Origin of the sequence: Burkholderia sp. BCC1998, assembly GCF_905339875.1 — a bacterium.
In the GTDB taxonomy this organism is placed as follows: Bacteria; Pseudomonadota; Gammaproteobacteria; order Burkholderiales; family Burkholderiaceae; genus Burkholderia.
In genome coordinates this window covers 33,902-50,565 of sequence record NZ_CAJPHE010000022.1, presented here as the reverse complement: position 1 = coordinate 50,565, position 16,664 = coordinate 33,902, and the positions used below count along the sequence as shown (strand labels likewise).

At 68.6% G+C, this 16,664-nt stretch carries 15 protein-coding genes and 1 pseudogene; 12 read left to right on the top strand and 4 right to left on the bottom strand.

The window, feature by feature from the left end:
* The 4 genes from U5A56_RS29575 to U5A56_RS29560 all read right to left on the bottom strand — a co-directional run bounded on the left by U5A56_RS29575 (position 1) and on the right by U5A56_RS29560 (position 4,517).
* A complete protein-coding gene (locus tag U5A56_RS29575) occupies positions 1-1,011 on the bottom strand; it encodes an ABC transporter permease (protein WP_321925956.1) in 1,011 nt (336 codons plus the stop codon).
* A gap of 59 nt (positions 1,012-1,070) precedes the next feature.
* Complete coding sequence (locus tag U5A56_RS29570; RefSeq protein ID WP_044848618.1) at positions 1,071-2,711, bottom strand: ABC transporter substrate-binding protein; 1,641 nt, start codon at positions 2,709-2,711, stop codon at positions 1,071-1,073.
* Positions 2,712-2,772: 61 nt separating this feature from the next.
* Positions 2,773-3,348 carry a GNAT family N-acetyltransferase gene (locus U5A56_RS29565; RefSeq protein WP_321925953.1) on the bottom strand — a complete coding sequence of 192 codons (576 nt, stop codon included), beginning with the start codon at positions 3,346-3,348 and terminating at the stop codon, positions 2,773-2,775.
* Positions 3,345-4,517 carry an MsnO8 family LLM class oxidoreductase gene (locus U5A56_RS29560; RefSeq protein WP_321925951.1) on the bottom strand — a complete coding sequence of 391 codons (1,173 nt, stop codon included), beginning with the start codon at positions 4,515-4,517 and terminating at the stop codon, positions 3,345-3,347. The genes U5A56_RS29565 and U5A56_RS29560 overlap by 4 nt, the downstream gene beginning before the upstream one ends.
* Before the next feature lie 339 nt (positions 4,518-4,856).
* Here U5A56_RS29560 and U5A56_RS29555 point away from each other — a divergent pair, with 339 nt between their 5' ends.
* The 12 genes and pseudogenes from U5A56_RS29555 to U5A56_RS29500 all read left to right on the top strand — a co-directional run bounded on the left by U5A56_RS29555 (position 4,857) and on the right by U5A56_RS29500 (position 16,322).
* Complete coding sequence (locus U5A56_RS29555) at positions 4,857-6,164, top strand: NtaA/DmoA family FMN-dependent monooxygenase (protein ID WP_044848616.1); 1,308 nt, start codon at positions 4,857-4,859, stop codon at positions 6,162-6,164.
* Between the two features lie 183 nt (positions 6,165-6,347).
* Positions 6,348-7,151, top strand: a complete 804-nt coding sequence (locus U5A56_RS29550; RefSeq protein WP_059496937.1) for a transporter substrate-binding domain-containing protein — start codon at positions 6,348-6,350, stop codon at positions 7,149-7,151.
* Between the two features lie 4 nt (positions 7,152-7,155).
* A complete protein-coding gene (locus U5A56_RS29545) occupies positions 7,156-7,890 on the top strand; it encodes an ABC transporter permease (protein ID WP_044848615.1) in 735 nt (244 codons plus the stop codon).
* Positions 7,887-8,654, top strand: a complete 768-nt coding sequence (locus tag U5A56_RS29540) for an ABC transporter permease subunit (protein WP_044848614.1) — start codon at positions 7,887-7,889, stop codon at positions 8,652-8,654. The genes U5A56_RS29545 and U5A56_RS29540 overlap by 4 nt, the downstream gene beginning before the upstream one ends.
* A 21-nt stretch (positions 8,655-8,675) precedes the next feature.
* Positions 8,676-10,055, top strand: a complete 1,380-nt coding sequence (locus U5A56_RS29535; RefSeq protein WP_124522770.1) for an LLM class flavin-dependent oxidoreductase — start codon at positions 8,676-8,678, stop codon at positions 10,053-10,055.
* A gap of 111 nt (positions 10,056-10,166) precedes the next feature.
* A complete protein-coding gene (locus tag U5A56_RS29530) occupies positions 10,167-11,711 on the top strand; it encodes a sugar ABC transporter ATP-binding protein (RefSeq protein WP_321925947.1) in 1,545 nt (514 codons plus the stop codon).
* A complete protein-coding gene (locus tag U5A56_RS29525) occupies positions 11,708-12,763 on the top strand; it encodes an ABC transporter permease (RefSeq protein ID WP_321925945.1) in 1,056 nt (351 codons plus the stop codon). Before U5A56_RS29530 ends, U5A56_RS29525 begins: the two co-directional genes overlap by 4 nt.
* Positions 12,764-12,929: 166 nt before the next feature.
* Complete coding sequence (locus U5A56_RS29520) at positions 12,930-14,000, top strand: substrate-binding domain-containing protein (RefSeq protein WP_044848611.1); 1,071 nt, start codon at positions 12,930-12,932, stop codon at positions 13,998-14,000.
* Positions 14,001-14,060: 60 nt separating this feature from the next.
* Entirely contained in the window at positions 14,061-14,591 is a 531-nt protein-coding gene (locus tag U5A56_RS29515; protein ID WP_321925944.1) for an OsmC family protein, read from the top strand.
* 57 nt (positions 14,592-14,648) lie between these two features.
* Positions 14,649-15,029, top strand: a pseudogene (locus U5A56_RS29510) (transposase); the annotation flags it as partial.
* A gap of 655 nt (positions 15,030-15,684) precedes the next feature.
* Positions 15,685-15,930 carry an AbrB/MazE/SpoVT family DNA-binding domain-containing protein gene (locus U5A56_RS29505; RefSeq protein WP_044848609.1) on the top strand — a complete coding sequence of 82 codons (246 nt, stop codon included), beginning with the start codon at positions 15,685-15,687 and terminating at the stop codon, positions 15,928-15,930.
* The gene (locus U5A56_RS29500) at positions 15,927-16,322 is read left to right on the top strand and encodes a PIN domain-containing protein (RefSeq protein WP_044847222.1); all 396 of its coding nucleotides are present in this window, start codon (positions 15,927-15,929) and stop codon (positions 16,320-16,322) included. The genes U5A56_RS29505 and U5A56_RS29500 overlap by 4 nt, the downstream gene beginning before the upstream one ends.
* Positions 16,323-16,664 lie beyond the last annotated feature (342 nt).

The window sequence follows — 16,664 nt, the reverse complement described above, 5'->3', positions numbered from 1 at the left end:
TCAGCGGGCTGCGCGGCGATCGCGCAGCCGGGGATCGATCAGCAGGTACAGCAGGTCGACGGCGGTGCTGAGCGCGACATAGATCGCCGCGGACAGGATCGCGATCGCGAGGATCACCGGCATGTCCTTCGACAGCACGGCGTCGACCGTCACCTTGCCGAGGCCGGGCCGGCCGAACACCTGTTCGGTGATCACCGCGCCGCTCAGCAAGCCGCCGACGAGCCAGCCGGCGAGCGTGACGGCCGGCAGCGCCGCGTGGCGCAGCGCATGGCGCACGCGCAGCGCGAGCCCGCCGACGCCCCACGAACGCACCGTGAGCGCGTACGGTTCGTCGAGCGCGCGCTCGATGCCTTGCCGCAGCACGCGGCCGATCACCGCGCCCTGGGCGAGCCCGAGCGACAGCGCGGGCAGCACGAGCGACGCGAAGCCGCGATCGCCGGCCACCGGGAACAGCTTCAACGTGAAGCTGAACACGAACAGCAGCATGATGCCGAGCCAGAACGAAGGCGTCGACGCGAGCAGCAGCTCGACGCCGGACGCGGCACGCCCGGCCCAGCGGCGGCCGGCGGTCAGCACCGCGAGGCCGACCGAGAACGCGATCGTCACGACGAGCGCCGCGCCCGTCAGCTTCAGCGTCGGCCACAGCTGGCCGAGCACGAGCGGCGCGACGTCGGTGTTCAGGATGTACGAGCGGCCGAACTCGCCGTGCAGCACGCGCCACAGGTAGTGCACGTATTGCAGCGGGAGCGGCTCGTCGAGCCCCCATTCCTGGCGGATCGCCGCTTCGATTTCCGGCGTGCTCAGCTGCTCGCCGATCAGGATGCTCACGATATCGCCCGGTGCGAGATGCACCGCCGCGAACGACAGCGTGACCGCGGCCCACAGCACGAGCGCGCCGGTCGCGAGCCGCGTCGCGACCGGCGAACGCGGCCAGCGGCGCCAGGCAGCCGGCGGTCGTGCGGCCGGCCGCGCGTCCGGGACGGGGACGGGAGCGGAAGGCGAAGGGTTCATGTGAAATCTCCTGTCGGTTCGGCGCGGTGTGCGAGGGAGCGCGGTCGACGCGCGCCCGCTTACTTCTTCACCCACACGTCGTACGGGTTCTCGGGCATCTGCGCGAACGAGCGGAAGCGCAGCCCCTGGACCGCCTTCGCGGCGGCGATCTGGTCTTCGGGCTCGTACAGCGGCACCGCGTACGCCTGCTCGTTGAGCGCGAAGTGCTGCAGCTCGCCGTACAGCTTCCTGCGTTCCGCGACGTTCTGCGTGCGCGCGGCCGCCTGCAGCCAGCGGGTCAGCTCGGGCGCCGCGGCACGGCTGTAGTTCAGCGCGCCGCCGCGATCGACGGGCAGGTAGTGGCCTTCGATGTCGATGCCGTCCGGCGGCGTGTTCGAGTTCGCGATCGAGCCGAACTTGCCGCTCTTGCGCGCTTCGACGTACGTGCCGTCGTCGACGTACTGGATCTTCAGGTCGACGCCGAGTCGCTGCCGTGCCTGCGCCTGCAGTGCCTGCAGCAGCACGTCGCGCTGGTCGCGCACCGTCGCCTGCGCCTGGATCACCGCGATCGTCAGCCGTTCGCCGTTCTTCGTGCGGTAGCCGCCGCTGTCGCGGACGTTCCAGCCGGCTTCGTCCAGCAGCTGATTCGCGAGCTTCGGATTGTTGCCGTAGGTCTTCTCGATCGACGCGTCGTAGAACGGATCGATCGGCGACGTGACGCCCCAGGCGCGCGTGCGTTCGCCGCGATAGATCGACTGCACGATGCCGCTCGTGTCGAGCCCTTCGAGCAGCGCGCGGCGCACTTTCACGTCCTGCGTGGGACCGTACGCGACATTCAGGAACAGCGAATAGGGCGTGCCGGTGTTCAGCGCGCGGCGGTAGGTGAAATCGGCGTTCTTGCGGATCAGCGCCGCGTCGTTGCCCGACACGCCTTCGATCACGTCGACCTGGCCCGACAGCAGCGCGCCGGTGCGTACCGACGATTCGGGCAGGAACCGGTAGACGACCCGGTCGAGATACGCGGGGCCCTGGTGACCCGCCGTCGGCGGCGCCCAGCGATAGTCGGGATTCTTCGCGAACTCGATTTCCTGCCCTTTCACGTAGCGGCGCAGGATGAACGGGCCGGTGCCCGCGATATCGGTGCCGCCCGACTTCAGGCTTGGCCGCTCGAACGCGTTCGGCGACAGCAGCGGCAGCCGGCCGGCGAACGTCAGGAACGGCGCATACGGCGCGTCGAGCGTGATCGCGACCGTGCGCTCGTCGGGCGTCTTCACGTCGGCGACGTGCGAGATCAGCCGCGCGAGCTGGCTGCCGGCCGAGTACGACAGTTCGCGCGCATTCAGGAAGTTGCGGGCGACGGCCTTCGCGTCGAACGGCGCGCCGTCGGTGAACTTCACGCCGTCGCGCAGCGTGAACGTGTAGGTCTTGCCGTCGGCGGAAACCTTGTAGCCGGTCGCGAGCCACGGCACGTAGCTGCCGTCCGGCTTCTGCGCGAGCAGGCTTTCGTACGCGTTGCGCAGCAGCAGCTCGACCTTGTCCTGGCCGTTCAGTTGCGGATTCAGCGTGCGCGGCTCCGTCTCGACGCCCCAGGTCAGCGTGCCGCCGGAGACGGGCGTGCCCTGTGCGAAGGCCGCGTACGGCAACGCGAGCGCGAGCAGCACTGCGGCCGAAGCGGTGCGGCGCGAAGCGCGGAGAGTGGAATCCGGAAATGCGAATGTCATGCGTGGAAGCCTTTCACGAAGGAGGTAGCAGGGGGGGGGGCGAAGCCCGGCGGACGGGGCGTCACGCGTTCGCGTGGAGCGGCGCGCCGTGCGCGTTGGTATCGTCCGCCGCCAGGTCCGGACAGAGATCCGGGATCAGGATTTTGCGCAGCCAGACGAGCGGCGTGCCGAGCGCGTTCGTCGAGCGATCGAACGGCACGTAGCCATTGCGTTCGTAGTACGGCTGCAGCCACGGATGGTTGGTCGCGGTCGCGAGACAGGTCGCGGGTGCCTTGAGCTGCGCCGCGAGGAACTGCGTCTCGACGTGCGCGAGCAGCGCGTGTCCGAATCCCCGCCGCTTGTACGCGGGGGCGACCGCGAACCAGTGCAGGAACGGATACGGCGTGCGATGGCGTTCGCCGGATACCCACGGAAACCGCACGGTCAGCGTGGCCGCGAGGGCCGGACGGCCTTCCGGTGTCGCGTGTTCGAGCACGAACGTGGTTTCGCGCGCGACGGTCTGCGCGACGCGTTCGATCGGCGAGCGCGTGATCGTGAAATGCACGCCCTGCGGCACGAGCGGCGCATACGCATCCTGCAGCAGCGCATAAAGGGCCGGCACGTCGGCGGCGCCGGCGATGCGGATCGTATCGGTCATCGCGCGATGCCCTCGAAGTCCGGTTGCCGCGCCGTCGCGCGCTCGCGCGAACCGCGCGCATCGGGCTGGTGCCGCGCCGCCGCCGCGTCGCGCTCGTCGGCCGACGCGCCGGCCAGCAGCCGCAGCGACGCAATTCGCGGTGCGGCATCGGCGAGAGGCGTGTCGACGATGAATTCGGCAACGCCGTGGCGGCGATGCAATGCATCCAGTTCGTGCAGCACGTCGTCGCGCGTGCCGTGCACGATCCGCGTTTCGCGCGGATCGATCCGGTGCGGGCCGCCGCCGGCCTGGCGGAGGTAGGCATGCGCCTGTTCGAGGCTGCCGACGTTGACGGCGGGCGTGTCGCCCACCTGCACGCGAAAGCCCTGATGTCCGTGCGCGAGTTGCGTGGCGGCGTCGCGGGTTGCCGCGACGATCGCGGAGACCGCGAGCAGCGGCGTGCGGCCGCCGGACGCGCTTCGATACGCGTCGAACGTGCGTTCGAGATCCGTTGCGGACGCATTCAGGTGCGACGCATAGACGAACGTCCAGCCGAGCCGTGCGGCGAGTTCCGCGCTTTGCACGCTCGCACCGAGCAGGAACGGTCGTGCGGGTACGGGCGGCAGCGGCGTCGCGTGCGGTGTCGTGCTGTCCGCGTCTGAGGTGTCCGATGCGTCGGGCCGTGTACCGTCGTGTCGAAGATGACGATTCAGCGCGTCGGCCAGGTCGGCGAACGACGCGCGCCGGGCCGGATCGTAGCCGGCCTGCAGCGCGCGCGTCGACAGCGGCAGGCCGCCTGGCGCCTTGCCGATACCGAGATCGACGCGGCCCGGTGCGAGCGACGCGAGCAGGTTGAAGTTCTCGGCGATCTTGTACGGACTGTAGTGCTGCAGCATCACGCCGCCCGAGCCGACGCGGATGCGCCGCGTATGCGCGAGCACGTGCGCGATCAGGATCTCCGGCGACGGGCACGCGAGCGCGGCGGTGTCGTGATGCTCGGCGAGCCAGTAGCGGTGATAGCCGGCGGTGTCGGCGAAGCGCGCGAGCGATACGCTGCGCGCCAGCGCGTCGGCGGCCGTTTCTCCCGGCGCGACCGGGCTCTTGTCGAGCACGCTCACGCGGAACGGCAACGCGGACAGAGCGGACGGAGCGGACGAATCGGAGTCGGAGCGGATGGCGTCGAACGTCATGATGAAGCGATCGGCGCGAGTCGAAGCGGCCTGATCAACGGGTTTGGCATGCCGAATTATTTTGCGCCGCCGTTCGCACGGTCAAACAATCAAGAAGAATATCGAAAGCCGAAAATATTCGTTCCGGCCGACCGGGGCGCTTGCGTTATGGTCGGTGGCTGCGCGCCCCGCGGCGCGTTCCCGGCGCATGCGGGACGGTCCGGCGCGAGCGTGCTCGCCGTCGCGATGCCGGCATGCGGCCGCCGATCAAACGGAATCACGAGGAGTGCAGATGAACGATCCACGCGAACGAAACGCGACGCGCAGCGCACGCCATCGCGCGACGAGCGGAGCCGCGTCATGAGCGGCGCACGCAGACGACTGAAGACGCTCGTCGGCGCGGCGAGCGTGCTGTACGCACCCGGCGACCCGGATGTCGCGCACGGTGTGCGACGCGCGGCGTCGCTCGCACGCAAGGCGGAGGCCGAGAAGATCACCGGCCTTTTTACCGCCGACCTGCTGCAGGCCGATGCGGCCGGCCTCGCCGGCACCACCGGCAGCCAGGAGCCGATCGTCGCGCTGGCCGCGCTGAGCCAGGCGACCTCGGCGATCGGCCTCGTCGCGACGGTATCGACCACGTATCACCATCCGTACAACCTCGCGCGGCTGATCGGTACGCTCGATCACGTGAGCGGCGGGCGGGCCGCGTGGAACGCGGTCACGTCGTCGGTCGGCGAGGAGAATTTCGGCGATGCGGCGCTGCCCGACCCCGAACGGCGTTACGCACGAGCGGCCGAATTCGTCGAAGTCGTCAACGCGCTGTTCGATGCGAACGATCCGGGCGCGACGCGGCGCGCTCAGGGCGGCGGCATTTCGGTCGACCCGCGCAAGCTCGGCGCGATCGACTACCACGGCGAGCACTTCCAGGTGCAGGGCCCGCTGAACGTGCCGCCGTCGCCGCAGCGCAGGCCGGTGCTGTTTCAGGCCGGGCAGTCGGCCGGCGGCGTAGCGCTTGGCGCGCGGTACGCGGAGGTCGTCTACACGTCTCAGCCGACGCACGACGACGCGCGCGCGTTCGTCGCCGCGCTGCATCGGCAGGCTGCCGCGTTCGGCCGCGGCGACCGGCTGCCGCTCGTGATGAACTCGTTTCATTCGGTGATCGGCGAATCCGATGCCGACGTCGCGCGACGGTTGCGCGACAAGCATGAACGCATCGATTACGAACAAGGCAGGCTGAAGCTCGCCGACATGCTCGGCGGCGTCGTCGACCTGCGCGGCCTGCCGCTCGACCAGCCGTTGCCGGCGTCGCTGCTGCCGGCCATCGACAGCGTGCATCGCCGGCGCGGGCGGGTTGCGATCTTCGTCGGCTATGCGCGCCAGCGGCTGACGCTGCGCGAGCTGATCGTCCGCGCCCAGGAGACCGGCCACTGGTTCGTCGCCGGCACGCCCGAACAGCTCGCCGACGCGATCGAGGCGCGCTATCGCGCGGGGCTCGTCGACGTGCTGTCGCTGCACGGGCTCGGCCAGCCCGATCAGGAAGACCTGCTGCTCAACGGCTTGCTGCCCGAGTTGCGGCGTCGCGACCTGCTCGATACCGACTACGTGGGCGGCGATTTCCGCGCGAACCTGGAGCTGCCGGCTTTGCAGCGCGAAACGGCGCTGGCGTGAGCGGGCGAACGGCCGAACGGTGCACCGTGCTTCGCGTTCGGCGGTGCGCCGTTGCGCCATATCGCGCGATCAGATATCCATCGAAAAAATAACCATTTGGTACACGCTTGCGCGCGCTTTACAGTCTGGCCTCCTGCCGGCTGCAACGCCGGTCGTTTCGACGTTATTTCAGAAATGCGCCACATGAATCGTTTGATGCGTTCCAGGGTCCGCCGTGCCGCGGCCGCGCTGTTCGTACTCGGCCTCGTGCCGGCTTCCCATGCAGCCCAGCCGACGTTGCGCGTCGGCATCGACGCGGAGTCGTATCCGCCGTTCTTCTCGAAGGACGCGGCCGGCAAGTGGAAAGGCTGGGAAATCGACCTGCTCGATGCCGCGTGCGGCAAACTGAACGTGCGCTGCGAGCTCACCGACATTGCATGGGACGGCCTGATCCCGGCATTGCAGAACCGCAAGATCGACGTGATCTGGTCGTCGATGACGATTACCGGCGAACGGCAGAAGGCGATCGATTTCAGCCGTGCCTATTACGAGTCGCCGACGGTGTTCGTCGGCGCGAAGAGCGACCGGCGCCGTGTCGATTGCGCGGTGCCCGCGAGCTTCAAGGGCCGCGTGATCGGTGTCGAGGCCGGCACGAACTTCTCGGCGTTCCTCGACTCCCGCTTCAAGCCGGACGCGCAGATCAAGGCCTTCGACAAGTTCGACAACGCGCTCGCGGATCTGGTGTCCGGCCGGGTCGACTACGTGCAGGAAGGCAAGGGGCTGTTTACGGCATTCCTCGCGTCGCGCGACGGCAAGGACTTCGAGGTCAAGGCGACCTGCGCGGACAATCCGGTGCTGGGCCTCGGCATCGGCGCGGGCGTGCGCCAGGGCGATGCGCTGCGCGGCAAGCTGTCGACCGCGATCGCGCAACTGCAGCAGGACGGCACGTGGGATGCGATCACCGCCCGCTATCCGAATCTGAAGGGCACGATCGAGAAGGGCCGCTGACGCGATGGCCGCGGACGATTCGCTGCTCGCGTTGCTCGCATTCGGCGACGGCGGCTATGGCCGCGTGTTCGCGGGCGCGTTCGCGCTGACGTTCGGCGTCGCGGCAGCGTCGTTCGGCACCGGCGTGCTGCTCGGCATCGCCGGCGCGCTCGGCAAGCTGTCGCGCCACGCGCCGCTCGCGTGGCTCGCGCGGCTCTACACGACGCTGGTGCGCGCGCTGCCCGAGCTGTTGTGCCTGCTGCTCGCGTTCTATGCGCTCGCGCCCGCCGTCGAGGCCGCGCTGCACCGCGGCGGCCTCGCGCCCGACGGCTTCGCGTTCCCGCCGTTCCTCGTCGCGGCGCTGTCGCTCGGGTTCATCCAGGGTGCGTATCTGACCGACATCTTCCGCGCGGCGCTCGTCAACGTGCCGGCCGGGCAGATCGAAGCCGCGCATGCGTACGGGATGACGCCGTGGCAGACGTTCGCGCGCATTCGGCTTCCGGCCGCCGCGCGGCTCGCGTTGCCGGGCACGGGTAACGTGTGGCTGAACGCGACCAAGGATGCGTCGTTCATCAGCGTGCTCGGCTCGTTCACGGATCTGCTGAAGGCGAGCCAGCTCGCGGCCGGCGCGACGCGCCACTACGTATTCTTCTATCTCGTCACGGCCGCGCTGTTCCTGTTGCTGAGCATCGCGTCGACGGGACTCTTCGCGGCGCTCGAGCGCCACGCGAACCGTGGCACGAGGCGCGCAACCGCATGATCTTCTCGCTGCCATTCCTGCTCGACACGGTGATGCCGAAGCTGCTCGCCGCGGTGCCGACGACGCTCGCGCTGACGCTCGTGTCGGGCGCGGCCAGCGTGCTGCTGGGCGTGCCGCTCGCGCTCGCCGCCGGCGCGCGCCATGCGCCGCTGCGCTGGTCCGCGCGCGGCTGGCTCATGCTGATTCGCGGCACGCCACTGCTCGTCCAGCTCTACTTGCTTTACTACGGATTCGGGCAGATCGTCCCGCGCGAATGGATGCGCGACAGCTGGGCGTCGCCGCTGCTGCGCGACGCGTTCTGGTACGCGATCGTCGCGTTGAGCGTGAACGAGAGCGCGTATGTCGCGACGATCCTGCGCGGCGCGATCGCCGGCGTGCCGGCCGGCGAGATCGAAGCCGGGCACGCATACGGCATGACGCGCGTGCAGGTGCTGCGCCGCATCGTCGGCCCGCGCGCGTGGCGGCTCGCGCTGCCCGCGCTCACCGGCGAGGCGATCCTGCTGCTGAAATCGACCGTCCTCGCGTCGACCGTGACGGTGTTCGACGTGATGGGAACGGCCAATACGCTGCGCTTCGAGACGTTGCGCGTGTACGAGCCGCTGGTCGGCGCGGCTGTCGTCTATGTCGTGCTGGTCGCGCTGCTCACCATTCCGGCCGCTCGTCTCGAGAGGCATGTCAATCGCCACTTGACGCGCACCCCCGACGCTCGCGTCCCCGTACGCCGCCGCCGCGCGTCGCCGGACGCGTGGGCGGCCCCCAACTGATTCCTGGTAACGAACCTGACGATGTCCGATCCTCGCCCCTTGCTGTTTTCCCTGTATGAACAAGCCAGCGTCGGCTGCGGCGGCGCGCCGAGCCTGTGGACCCATCCCGCCGACGAACGGCTGCGCGCGAATACGCTCCCGTTCTGGTCGAACCTCGCGCGCACGGCCGAGCAGGCCGATCTCGACATGCTGTTCTTCGCGGACGTGCTCGGCCTGTACGACGTCTATGGCGGATCGGCCGACGCAGCGGTCCAGTGGGCGGTCGAGGCGCCCGCGAACGATCCGATGATGCTGATTCCGGCGCTCGTCGCGCAGACCGAGCGGCTCGCGTTCGGCGTGACGGCGAGCACGACGTACGAACACCCGTTCGCGCTCGCGCGCCGCTTCAGCACGCTCGATCACCTGAGCAACGGCCGGATCGGCTGGAACATCGTGACGTCCTACCTGACGAGCGCGGCGCGCAACTTCGGGCTCGACCGGATGATCGGCCACGACGAACGCTACGCGCGCGCGGAGGAGTTCCTCGACGTCGTGTACAAGCTGTGGGAAGGGAGCTGGGCGGACGATGCGGTGGTCGCCGACAAGCAAGCGCCGCGCTATGCGCGCGGCGACCGCGTGCGGCCGATCGCGCACGAAGGCACGCACTACCGCGTGCAGGGGCCGCACGTCTGCGCGCCGTCGCCGCAGCGCTCGCCCGTGCTGATCCAGGCCGGCTGGTCCGGGCGCGGGCGCGAGTTCGCGGCGAAGCACGCGGAGGTGGTGTTCGTCGCGAAGTCGAATCCGCACGAGATTCGTGCGGGCCTCGACGAGATTCGCCGGCTCGCGACGGAGCGCGGCCGCGCGGCGGACGACGTGAAGTCGCTGACCGTGCTGCGGATCGTGACCGCGCGCTCGTCGAGCGACGCGAAGGAGAAATACCACACGCTGCAGCAGCACTATCACCAGCACGCGCAACTCGTCAGCTATGCGGGCGACACCGGCATCGACATCGACCGCTATGCGGACGACGAACCGCTGACGACGCACACGGAAGGGCTCACGTCCTACGTGGTGCGGCCCGACGGCAGCGGCAAGCCGCTCACCGCCGGCGACGTGCGGCGCAAGTTCGCGAGCGTCACGCGCGGCACCGACCTGATCCTCGTCGGCTCGCCCGACGAGGTCGCCGATCAGCTCGCCGAGCATGCGCGCCAGTCGACGACGAGCGGCTACATGCTCAATCCGCTGATCAGCCCGGGCACGCTCGACGATTTCGCCGAGCTGATCGTGCCGGAACTGAAAAAGCGCGGCCTGTACCGCACGACGGCGCCGGCCGGCACCTTCCGCTCGCGGCTGAGCGGCCGCGACCGCCTGCCGGACACCGCGCACGGCGCGTCGTTCCGGCAATCCGCCATCCGTATCTGACGGACGGTGACGCGCCGGTCGATACGGACGACTATCAGGGGAGGGGCGTGACGTGAACCACGACGTGCTGTTCCGGCTGCAACCGCGCCGTGCCCGACAGGGGTGGCCGGCATGACTACGACGGCGAACGAGGTTGCCGGCGCGATGCACGCAGGTCGATCGGCGTCGTCGCCCGTCCTGAGCGTCGCCGGCATCGCGAAGCGTTTCGACGCGACCGTCGCGCTGTCGGCGTTGAACCTGACGATCGACGCAGGCGAAGTGGTCGCGCTGATGGGCGCGAACGGCGCGGGCAAGTCGACCTTCGTCAAGATCCTGAGCGGCGTGCTGCGGCCGGACGGCGGCACGCTGACACTGCGCGGCCAACCGTATCGGCCGGCGTCGCCGCACGCGGCCAAGCGGCTCGGTGTCGCGACCGTGCACCAGTCGGTCGCCGACGCGGTCGTGCCGACGCTGTCGATCGCCGACAACCTGCTGCTCGACCGGCTGTGCGATCGGGCGTCGCCGTGGCGCGCGACGCCGGCCGCGCGGCGTGTCGCGGCGCGACCGCTCGCCGCGCGGGTCGGGCTCGACGTCGACCTGGCCGCGCCGCTCGCGTCGCTGTCGCTGGCGGACCAGCAACGCGTGACGCTGGCGCGCGCGCTCGGCGCTCAGCCGTCGCTGCTGATACTCGACGAGCCGACCGCCAGCCTGTCCGCCCCGGAGGCCGAGCGGCTCTTCGCGCTGCTGGACGCGCTGCGCCGCGATGGCGTGGCAATCCTGCTGGTGTCGCATCGGCTCGGCGATTTGCGCCGCATGGCCGATCGCGTGGCGATCGTCCGCGACGGCCGCATCGTCGCGGACCTGCCCGCGCCCGTCGATCTGGATGCGGCGGTGCAGACGATGATCGGGCGGCCGTTGCCGAACACGCGTGAGCCGGTGCCGGCCCGCGCCGCGCCGCGCGAATCGGACGCGGCATTCAGCATGCGGCGCATCCGGCTGACGCCGGCCAGTACGCCGTTCGACCTCGACGTGCGGCGTGGCGAGATCGTCGCGATCGCGGGCCCGGTGGGCGGCGGCAAGTCGCGCCTCGCCAATACGATCTTCGGCGCCGCGCGCGCGGTGGCCGGCGACATGACGCTCGACGGGCGGCCGTGGCGGCCGCGTTCGCCGGCGGATGCGATTCGCGCCGGCGTCTTCCTGGCCGGCGAGGACCGCTGGCGCACGTCGCTGTTTCCCGACAGCGTGCCGTTCGCATCGATCGCGGGCACGATCGGTTTTCCGTTTCTGGCGCGCTGGTTCGCGCGCGGCCCGGTGGGCAGGGCGCGCGAACGCGCGGCCGCCGCGGCGGCGATCGCGCGGTTCGGCATCCGCTGCACCGGCCCGGACGATCGCGTGGCTCACCTGTCCGGCGGCAACCAGCAGAAAGTCGTGCTCGCACGCTGGCATGCCGAACCCGCGCGGCTGTTGCTGCTCGACGAACCGTTTCAGGGCATCGATGCCGGCGCGCGGGCCGATATCGTCGATACGCTGCGGCGTCATGCGCAGGCGCGCGCGACGATCGTGTTCGTCAGCGATCTCGAGGAAGCTGCCGAGATCGCGGATCGTATCGTGCGGTTCGATCGCGCGACGCTCGATGACCCGCCTCCGACGTCCTCCACCTTGCGTGACTGCTCATGAAAACCGTGACTTCTTCCGCCGGGCACGATGCCGCGCCCGCCGAACGGCCGCGCGCCGCGGCGGCCCGCGTCCGCGACACACTCGAGCGCACGGGCATCCTGCTCGTGCTGATCCTGCTGGTGATCGGGTTTGCGCTCAGGGAGCCCGCGTTCCTGAACGTCGACAATCTGTTCAGCATCCTGCAGTCGGTGTCGATCGTCGCGTTGCTCGGCATCGGCGTGACGATCACGCTCGCGGCCGGCGGCTTCGACCTGTCGGTCGGCAGCGTGGCCGCGACCGCGCAGATGGCGGCCAGCTATGTGCTGGTCGTGTGGCACGGCGGTACGCTGGCGGCGGTGATCGCCTGCGTGACGCTCGGCGTGGCCGCCGGGCTGTTCAACGGCGTGCTGATTGCGCGCCTGCGCGTGCCCGACCAACTCGCGACGCTCGGCACCTTGTTCCTGATGGCCGGCCTGCAATTGATTCCGACCGGCGGCCGTTCGCTCGCGACCGGCTCGGTGCTGCCCGACGGCACGGACGCGACCGGCGTGTTCCCCGACGCCTTTCTCGCGCTCGGCCGGCTGCGCGTGTTCGACGTGGTGCCGCTGCCGGTGCTGCTGCTCGCAGCGGTCACGGCACTGGCCTGTGTCGCGATGGAGGCCACCCGATGGGGCCGCGTAATCTACGCGATCGGCGGCAACGAAACGGCCGCGCGGCTCGCCGGCGCGCCCGCCGCGCGCTACCGGATCGCCGCGTATGTCGTCTCGGGGGCGATCGCGTCGCTGGGCGGTGTATTGATCGCCGCGCGGGTCGGTCGCGGCGACGTGAGCGCCGGCCACTCGCTGCTGCTCGACGCGGTGGCCGCCGCGCTGATCGGTCACGCGGTATGGGGCGCGAAGCGGCCCAACGTGTTCGGTACCGTCGTCGGCGCGGTATTCGTCGGCGTGCTGCTCAACGGGCTGACGATGCTGAACGCGCCGTACTACATGCAGGATTTCATCAAGGGCGCGCTGCTCGTGCTCGCGCTGGCGTTTACGTTCGGCGTCGGGCGCCGCACGGATGCGCGAGCGTGATGCGCGTGCCGCGATGCGCCGCAGCGGCTCGCCTTGATCGGCCGGCTCACCGAACCGGAACGGTTTGTCGTCCTAAGTCATATCTATTTCCGAATCGCTCGGTTTGAGTTCGCGTGCGGCGCTGATAGATTGGGCCGATATCGTCCTATCTGGAGACAGGCCCGCCATGCGCTCGTTGCTTCGCCGGAAATCGCGCGTCGATCTGAAGATCGGTGCATGCATGCTGTGGTTCGCGACTGCGCTGGGCGTGCCCGCCGCGCAGGCCGGTCCGCTCAAGGGCGCGCCCGCGCCGTTCGACAAGGGCGGCGTGAAGATCGCACTGGTCAACTATCTGTCGACCGGCGACTTCTTCCAGGCTTACGAGGCCGGTGCGCAGAAGCAGGCGCGTGCGCTCGGCGTCGATCTGCGCATTTACGAGGGCCGGCAGGATGCGGCCGAACAGCGCGAGCAGATCCAGCAGGCGATCAGCGTCGGCGTGTCCGCGATCATCGTCAATCACGGCCTGCCGGAATCGCTGAAGGACGTCGTGCAGCGTGCGCTGGACAAAGGCATCAAGGTCGTCGCGTTCGACGTCGACCTCGGCAACCCGAAGGTGCCGCAGATCGAGCAGAACGATCGCGACCTCGCGAACCTGCTGCTCGGGCAGGCCGTCAAGGACAACGGCGACGCGTTCTCGGCCGGGTACGTCTACGTCGCCGGTTTTGCGCCGCTCGACCGGCGCGATGCCGCGTGGCGCGACTTCAAGCGCGCACACCCTAAGGTGCGGGAGAAGGCGCGCTGGGGCACCGTCGACAATCCGATCGCGCAGTCCGTCGCGAATCAGGCGGCCGCGGCGTATCGCGCGAATCCGGATATCCGTGTCGTCTTTGCGCCTTACGACGAGTTCGCGCGCGGCGCGAAGCTCGCCGCGGACGAAGCGAAGCTGGCGTCGAAGATCCGCATCTACAGTGCCGACATCTCGACGGCCGACATCGAGGCGATCCGCGCGCCGAACAGCGCGTGGGTCGCGACGGCCGCGACCAATCCCGCGGTCGTCGGCGCCGTGTCGGTGCGCGCGGCGGCACTGCTGGTGGCCGGCCAGGACCCGGGCGCGCGCATCGCGGTCAAGCCGACGCTGATCACGCGCGACGATCTCGTGAAAAACGACATTCGCACCGTGGCCGAACTCGGCGCGAAGTTTCCTGCGTTCCGCGCAAGCGACGCGGCGACCGCCGCATGGATTCCGGCGGCCGACTGATCGCCTCGGCACGCGGCGAATCGATCCGTCGCCCGCGTGCAGCCTACCCCTGACTCGACCATGACGACACTCAACGACTATCTCGCACAAAAACGCGATGCGTGGCACGCGAAGCAGCAGGCGGCCCGCAACGATCCCGATTTCAAGGCGACGCCGCTGAAGGCGACCGTGCGCGCGCTCGGTCGCAGCGGCGTGCGCGAGATCCGGATTCGCGACTTCCAGGTGATCAGCGACAGTCCGCCCGACTTCGCGGGCTACAACCTCGGGCCCGCGTCGCCGGAGCTGCAGCTTGGCGTGCTCGGCAGTTGCCTCACGCATATCGCGTTGATCCAGGCGGCCGAGCGCGGCCTGAAGATCGATTCGATCGCGGTCGAGGTGACCGGCGACCAGCATCCGCTCGCACAGCAGCCGGGGTTCGAGCATGTCCCGGTATTCCCGCACAACATCCGCTATACGCTCGACATCGTGTCGCCCGAGCCGTCCGAGGCCATCCGCGCGCTGCATCAGGCGGTCGAGGCGGTCTGCCCGATCTTCAACCTGCTGAGACTGCCGCAGGAGATCGACGGCGAATTGCGGCATACGCAGGGTTGACGCGCGGGAGCGGCGATGCGTTCATGCAGCTTCGCTGCATTCGCCTGCGGTCGACGGGCGCGCGAGAAGCTGCTGCGTGCATTGCTGCTGTAAGTGTTTTATTCGGTGCGCAGCGAGCGCATGCTGATGGAGCAGAGGCGCTACAACCTGCTGTTCCGTTGGTTCGTCGGGTTGGCGATCGAAGACGCCGTCTGGGATCACTCGGTGTTCTCGCAGAACCGGGATCGCTTGCTCGAGCACGAAGTGGTCGAAGCGTTCTTTACCGAAGTCATGAGCTTGGCGGACAAGCAACGGCTGCGGTCCAGAGATCACTTCTCGGTAGATGGCACGCTGATCCAGGCGTGGGCCAGCCACAAGAGCTTCTGGCCCAAGGACGGCCCGGACGATCCGCCGGCCGGCGGCGGCCGCAATGTCGACACCGACTGGAAGGGCAAGCGGCCCGAGCCGGCTAAGCTTGGCCGTCGCGCGGCGACGCGCCTGCTGGCCCGCTAGCCCGCAGGGCAGCCGTGACGATTTATCTGCAACTCAGCAGCCAATCGCATACGAAACCCTTTTAAATAGTGCTCCAGCCGTCAAAACGAGGCGCTTTTCAACAGCCTGGTAGGGCCACGCCTGGATAGGAGGGGGCGGGGTTGACTGCCGCGCCAGGGATTGAAGCCCGTCAGGGGCGAGACGCGGGACGCGGCTCGATGCGCAAACGCGAAAGCCCGGTCACGGCGCGTGAGCGGCGGGAGGCGCTCGGACGACTCGGCCGGCGCAGGGTTTAGCTGCCTACGGCGCAGATCGCAGGAGCGAAAGGCGGGAAACGCGCATTCATGACAGGTCCATCCGTCTGTATGGACGGAGCACCGATGGCGGATTCTGTCGAGAGACGGTCCATCGGCGGGGCGCGGGCAACGGTTGTCAACAGTTCACACCTGTGCGCACCGCCGTGCCAGTTCAATGCGAGATACAGAAGCTGGCGGCGGTCACGGGGAAGCTGTTGGGGCGTGATCCCGGCCGAGGATTTAGGGTCATCGGTGCGATGCGCCTGGAAGTCATTCTTGCTTTTTGATTTTCCTTACCATAAAGTAAGGAATCAGGAGGTGTCACTATGACAGCAGCAACTATTACTTCAAAGGGCCAGGTCACGATCCCTGTGGACGTGCGGAATCAGCTTGGCCTGGAGGCCGGGGACCGGATCGAATTCAGCTTCAACGAGGCAACAGGCCGGTACGAGGTCTATCCAGCGACGCGCTCGCTCGTGGCGCTCAAGGGCATTGTGAAGAAGCCTGCGAAACCGGTGTCGATTGACGACATGAATCAGGCCATCGCCGAGCAGGGGGCGTCAGCGCGATGATCGGACTGGATACAAACGTGCTAGTCCGCTACTTCGCGCAAGACGATGAAGTTCAGTCGAAGAAGGCGACGGCACTGATGGAGTCCCTGTCGCCCGAGCGTCCGGGATATGTTTCGCAGGTCGCATTAATCGAGGTCGTCTGGGTACTTGGGCGCTGCTACGGTGTCGAACGAGAGCAGATGAAGGACATCGTCGAATCAATGATCGGGACCAAAGAACTGGTCGTCGAAAGTGCTGACACGGTACGTAAGGCACTTCGCGTTTTCGCATCTTCAAAGGCGGATTTCGCGGACTGCCTGATCGAGCGTTCCGGGCATGTAGCCGAGTGCGAGTACACGGCTACTTTCGACGTGTCTGCCTCGAAGGTCGCGGGGATGCAGTTGATCAAGTAATCGTACCGATCACTCATACACGACGAGTAGTTCGGATGCTGCCGAGAACGCTGCCGACTTCCCGCGCTCGCCGGATCTGGGGCTCCGTCGCGGCTGCTTTTTAGTGTTCGACTGGGGTAAGGGAAGTTCGATTTTTGGGGGCGGAGCGCAAAGCCTTGCTGGAATTGCCTCGGGACACAGCCACGATCCAAACTTAAACGATTTGTGACCCCTTTCCGCCGCAAAATTTTGCACAATGGCGGCAGCGCGGCATTGCGCCGCGATTCGCCCCGGGCAGGCCGGCTTGCCGGACCTGGCCGGCCGGAACCGCCGTTCGAGACCGAAGACCGCCGCCGCCGTGCC

Excerpts from the sequence above, each read along its gene's own strand:
- U5A56_RS29575 (WP_321925956.1), bottom strand. The coding sequence starts at position 1,011 with ATGAACCCTTCGCCTTCCGCTCCCGTCCCCGTCCCGGACGCGCGGCCG.
- U5A56_RS29570 (WP_044848618.1), bottom strand. The coding sequence starts at position 2,711 with ATGACATTCGCATTTCCGGATTCCACTCTCCGCGCTTCGCGCCGCACC.
- U5A56_RS29565 (WP_321925953.1), bottom strand. The coding sequence starts at position 3,348 with ATGACCGATACGATCCGCATCGCCGGCGCCGCCGACGTGCCGGCCCTT.
- U5A56_RS29560 (WP_321925951.1), bottom strand. The coding sequence starts at position 4,517 with ATGACGTTCGACGCCATCCGCTCCGACTCCGATTCGTCCGCTCCGTCC.
- U5A56_RS29555 (WP_044848616.1), top strand. The coding sequence starts at position 4,857 with ATGAGCGGCGCACGCAGACGACTGAAGACGCTCGTCGGCGCGGCGAGC.
- U5A56_RS29550 (WP_059496937.1), top strand. The coding sequence starts at position 6,348 with ATGAATCGTTTGATGCGTTCCAGGGTCCGCCGTGCCGCGGCCGCGCTG.
- U5A56_RS29545 (WP_044848615.1), top strand. The coding sequence starts at position 7,156 with ATGGCCGCGGACGATTCGCTGCTCGCGTTGCTCGCATTCGGCGACGGC.
- U5A56_RS29540 (WP_044848614.1), top strand. The coding sequence starts at position 7,887 with ATGATCTTCTCGCTGCCATTCCTGCTCGACACGGTGATGCCGAAGCTG.
- U5A56_RS29535 (WP_124522770.1), top strand. The coding sequence starts at position 8,676 with ATGTCCGATCCTCGCCCCTTGCTGTTTTCCCTGTATGAACAAGCCAGC.
- U5A56_RS29530 (WP_321925947.1), top strand. The coding sequence starts at position 10,167 with ATGACTACGACGGCGAACGAGGTTGCCGGCGCGATGCACGCAGGTCGA.
- U5A56_RS29525 (WP_321925945.1), top strand. The coding sequence starts at position 11,708 with ATGAAAACCGTGACTTCTTCCGCCGGGCACGATGCCGCGCCCGCCGAA.
- U5A56_RS29520 (WP_044848611.1), top strand. The coding sequence starts at position 12,930 with ATGCGCTCGTTGCTTCGCCGGAAATCGCGCGTCGATCTGAAGATCGGT.
- U5A56_RS29515 (WP_321925944.1), top strand. The coding sequence starts at position 14,061 with ATGACGACACTCAACGACTATCTCGCACAAAAACGCGATGCGTGGCAC.
- U5A56_RS29505 (WP_044848609.1), top strand. The coding sequence starts at position 15,685 with ATGACAGCAGCAACTATTACTTCAAAGGGCCAGGTCACGATCCCTGTG.
- U5A56_RS29500 (WP_044847222.1), top strand. The coding sequence starts at position 15,927 with ATGATCGGACTGGATACAAACGTGCTAGTCCGCTACTTCGCGCAAGAC.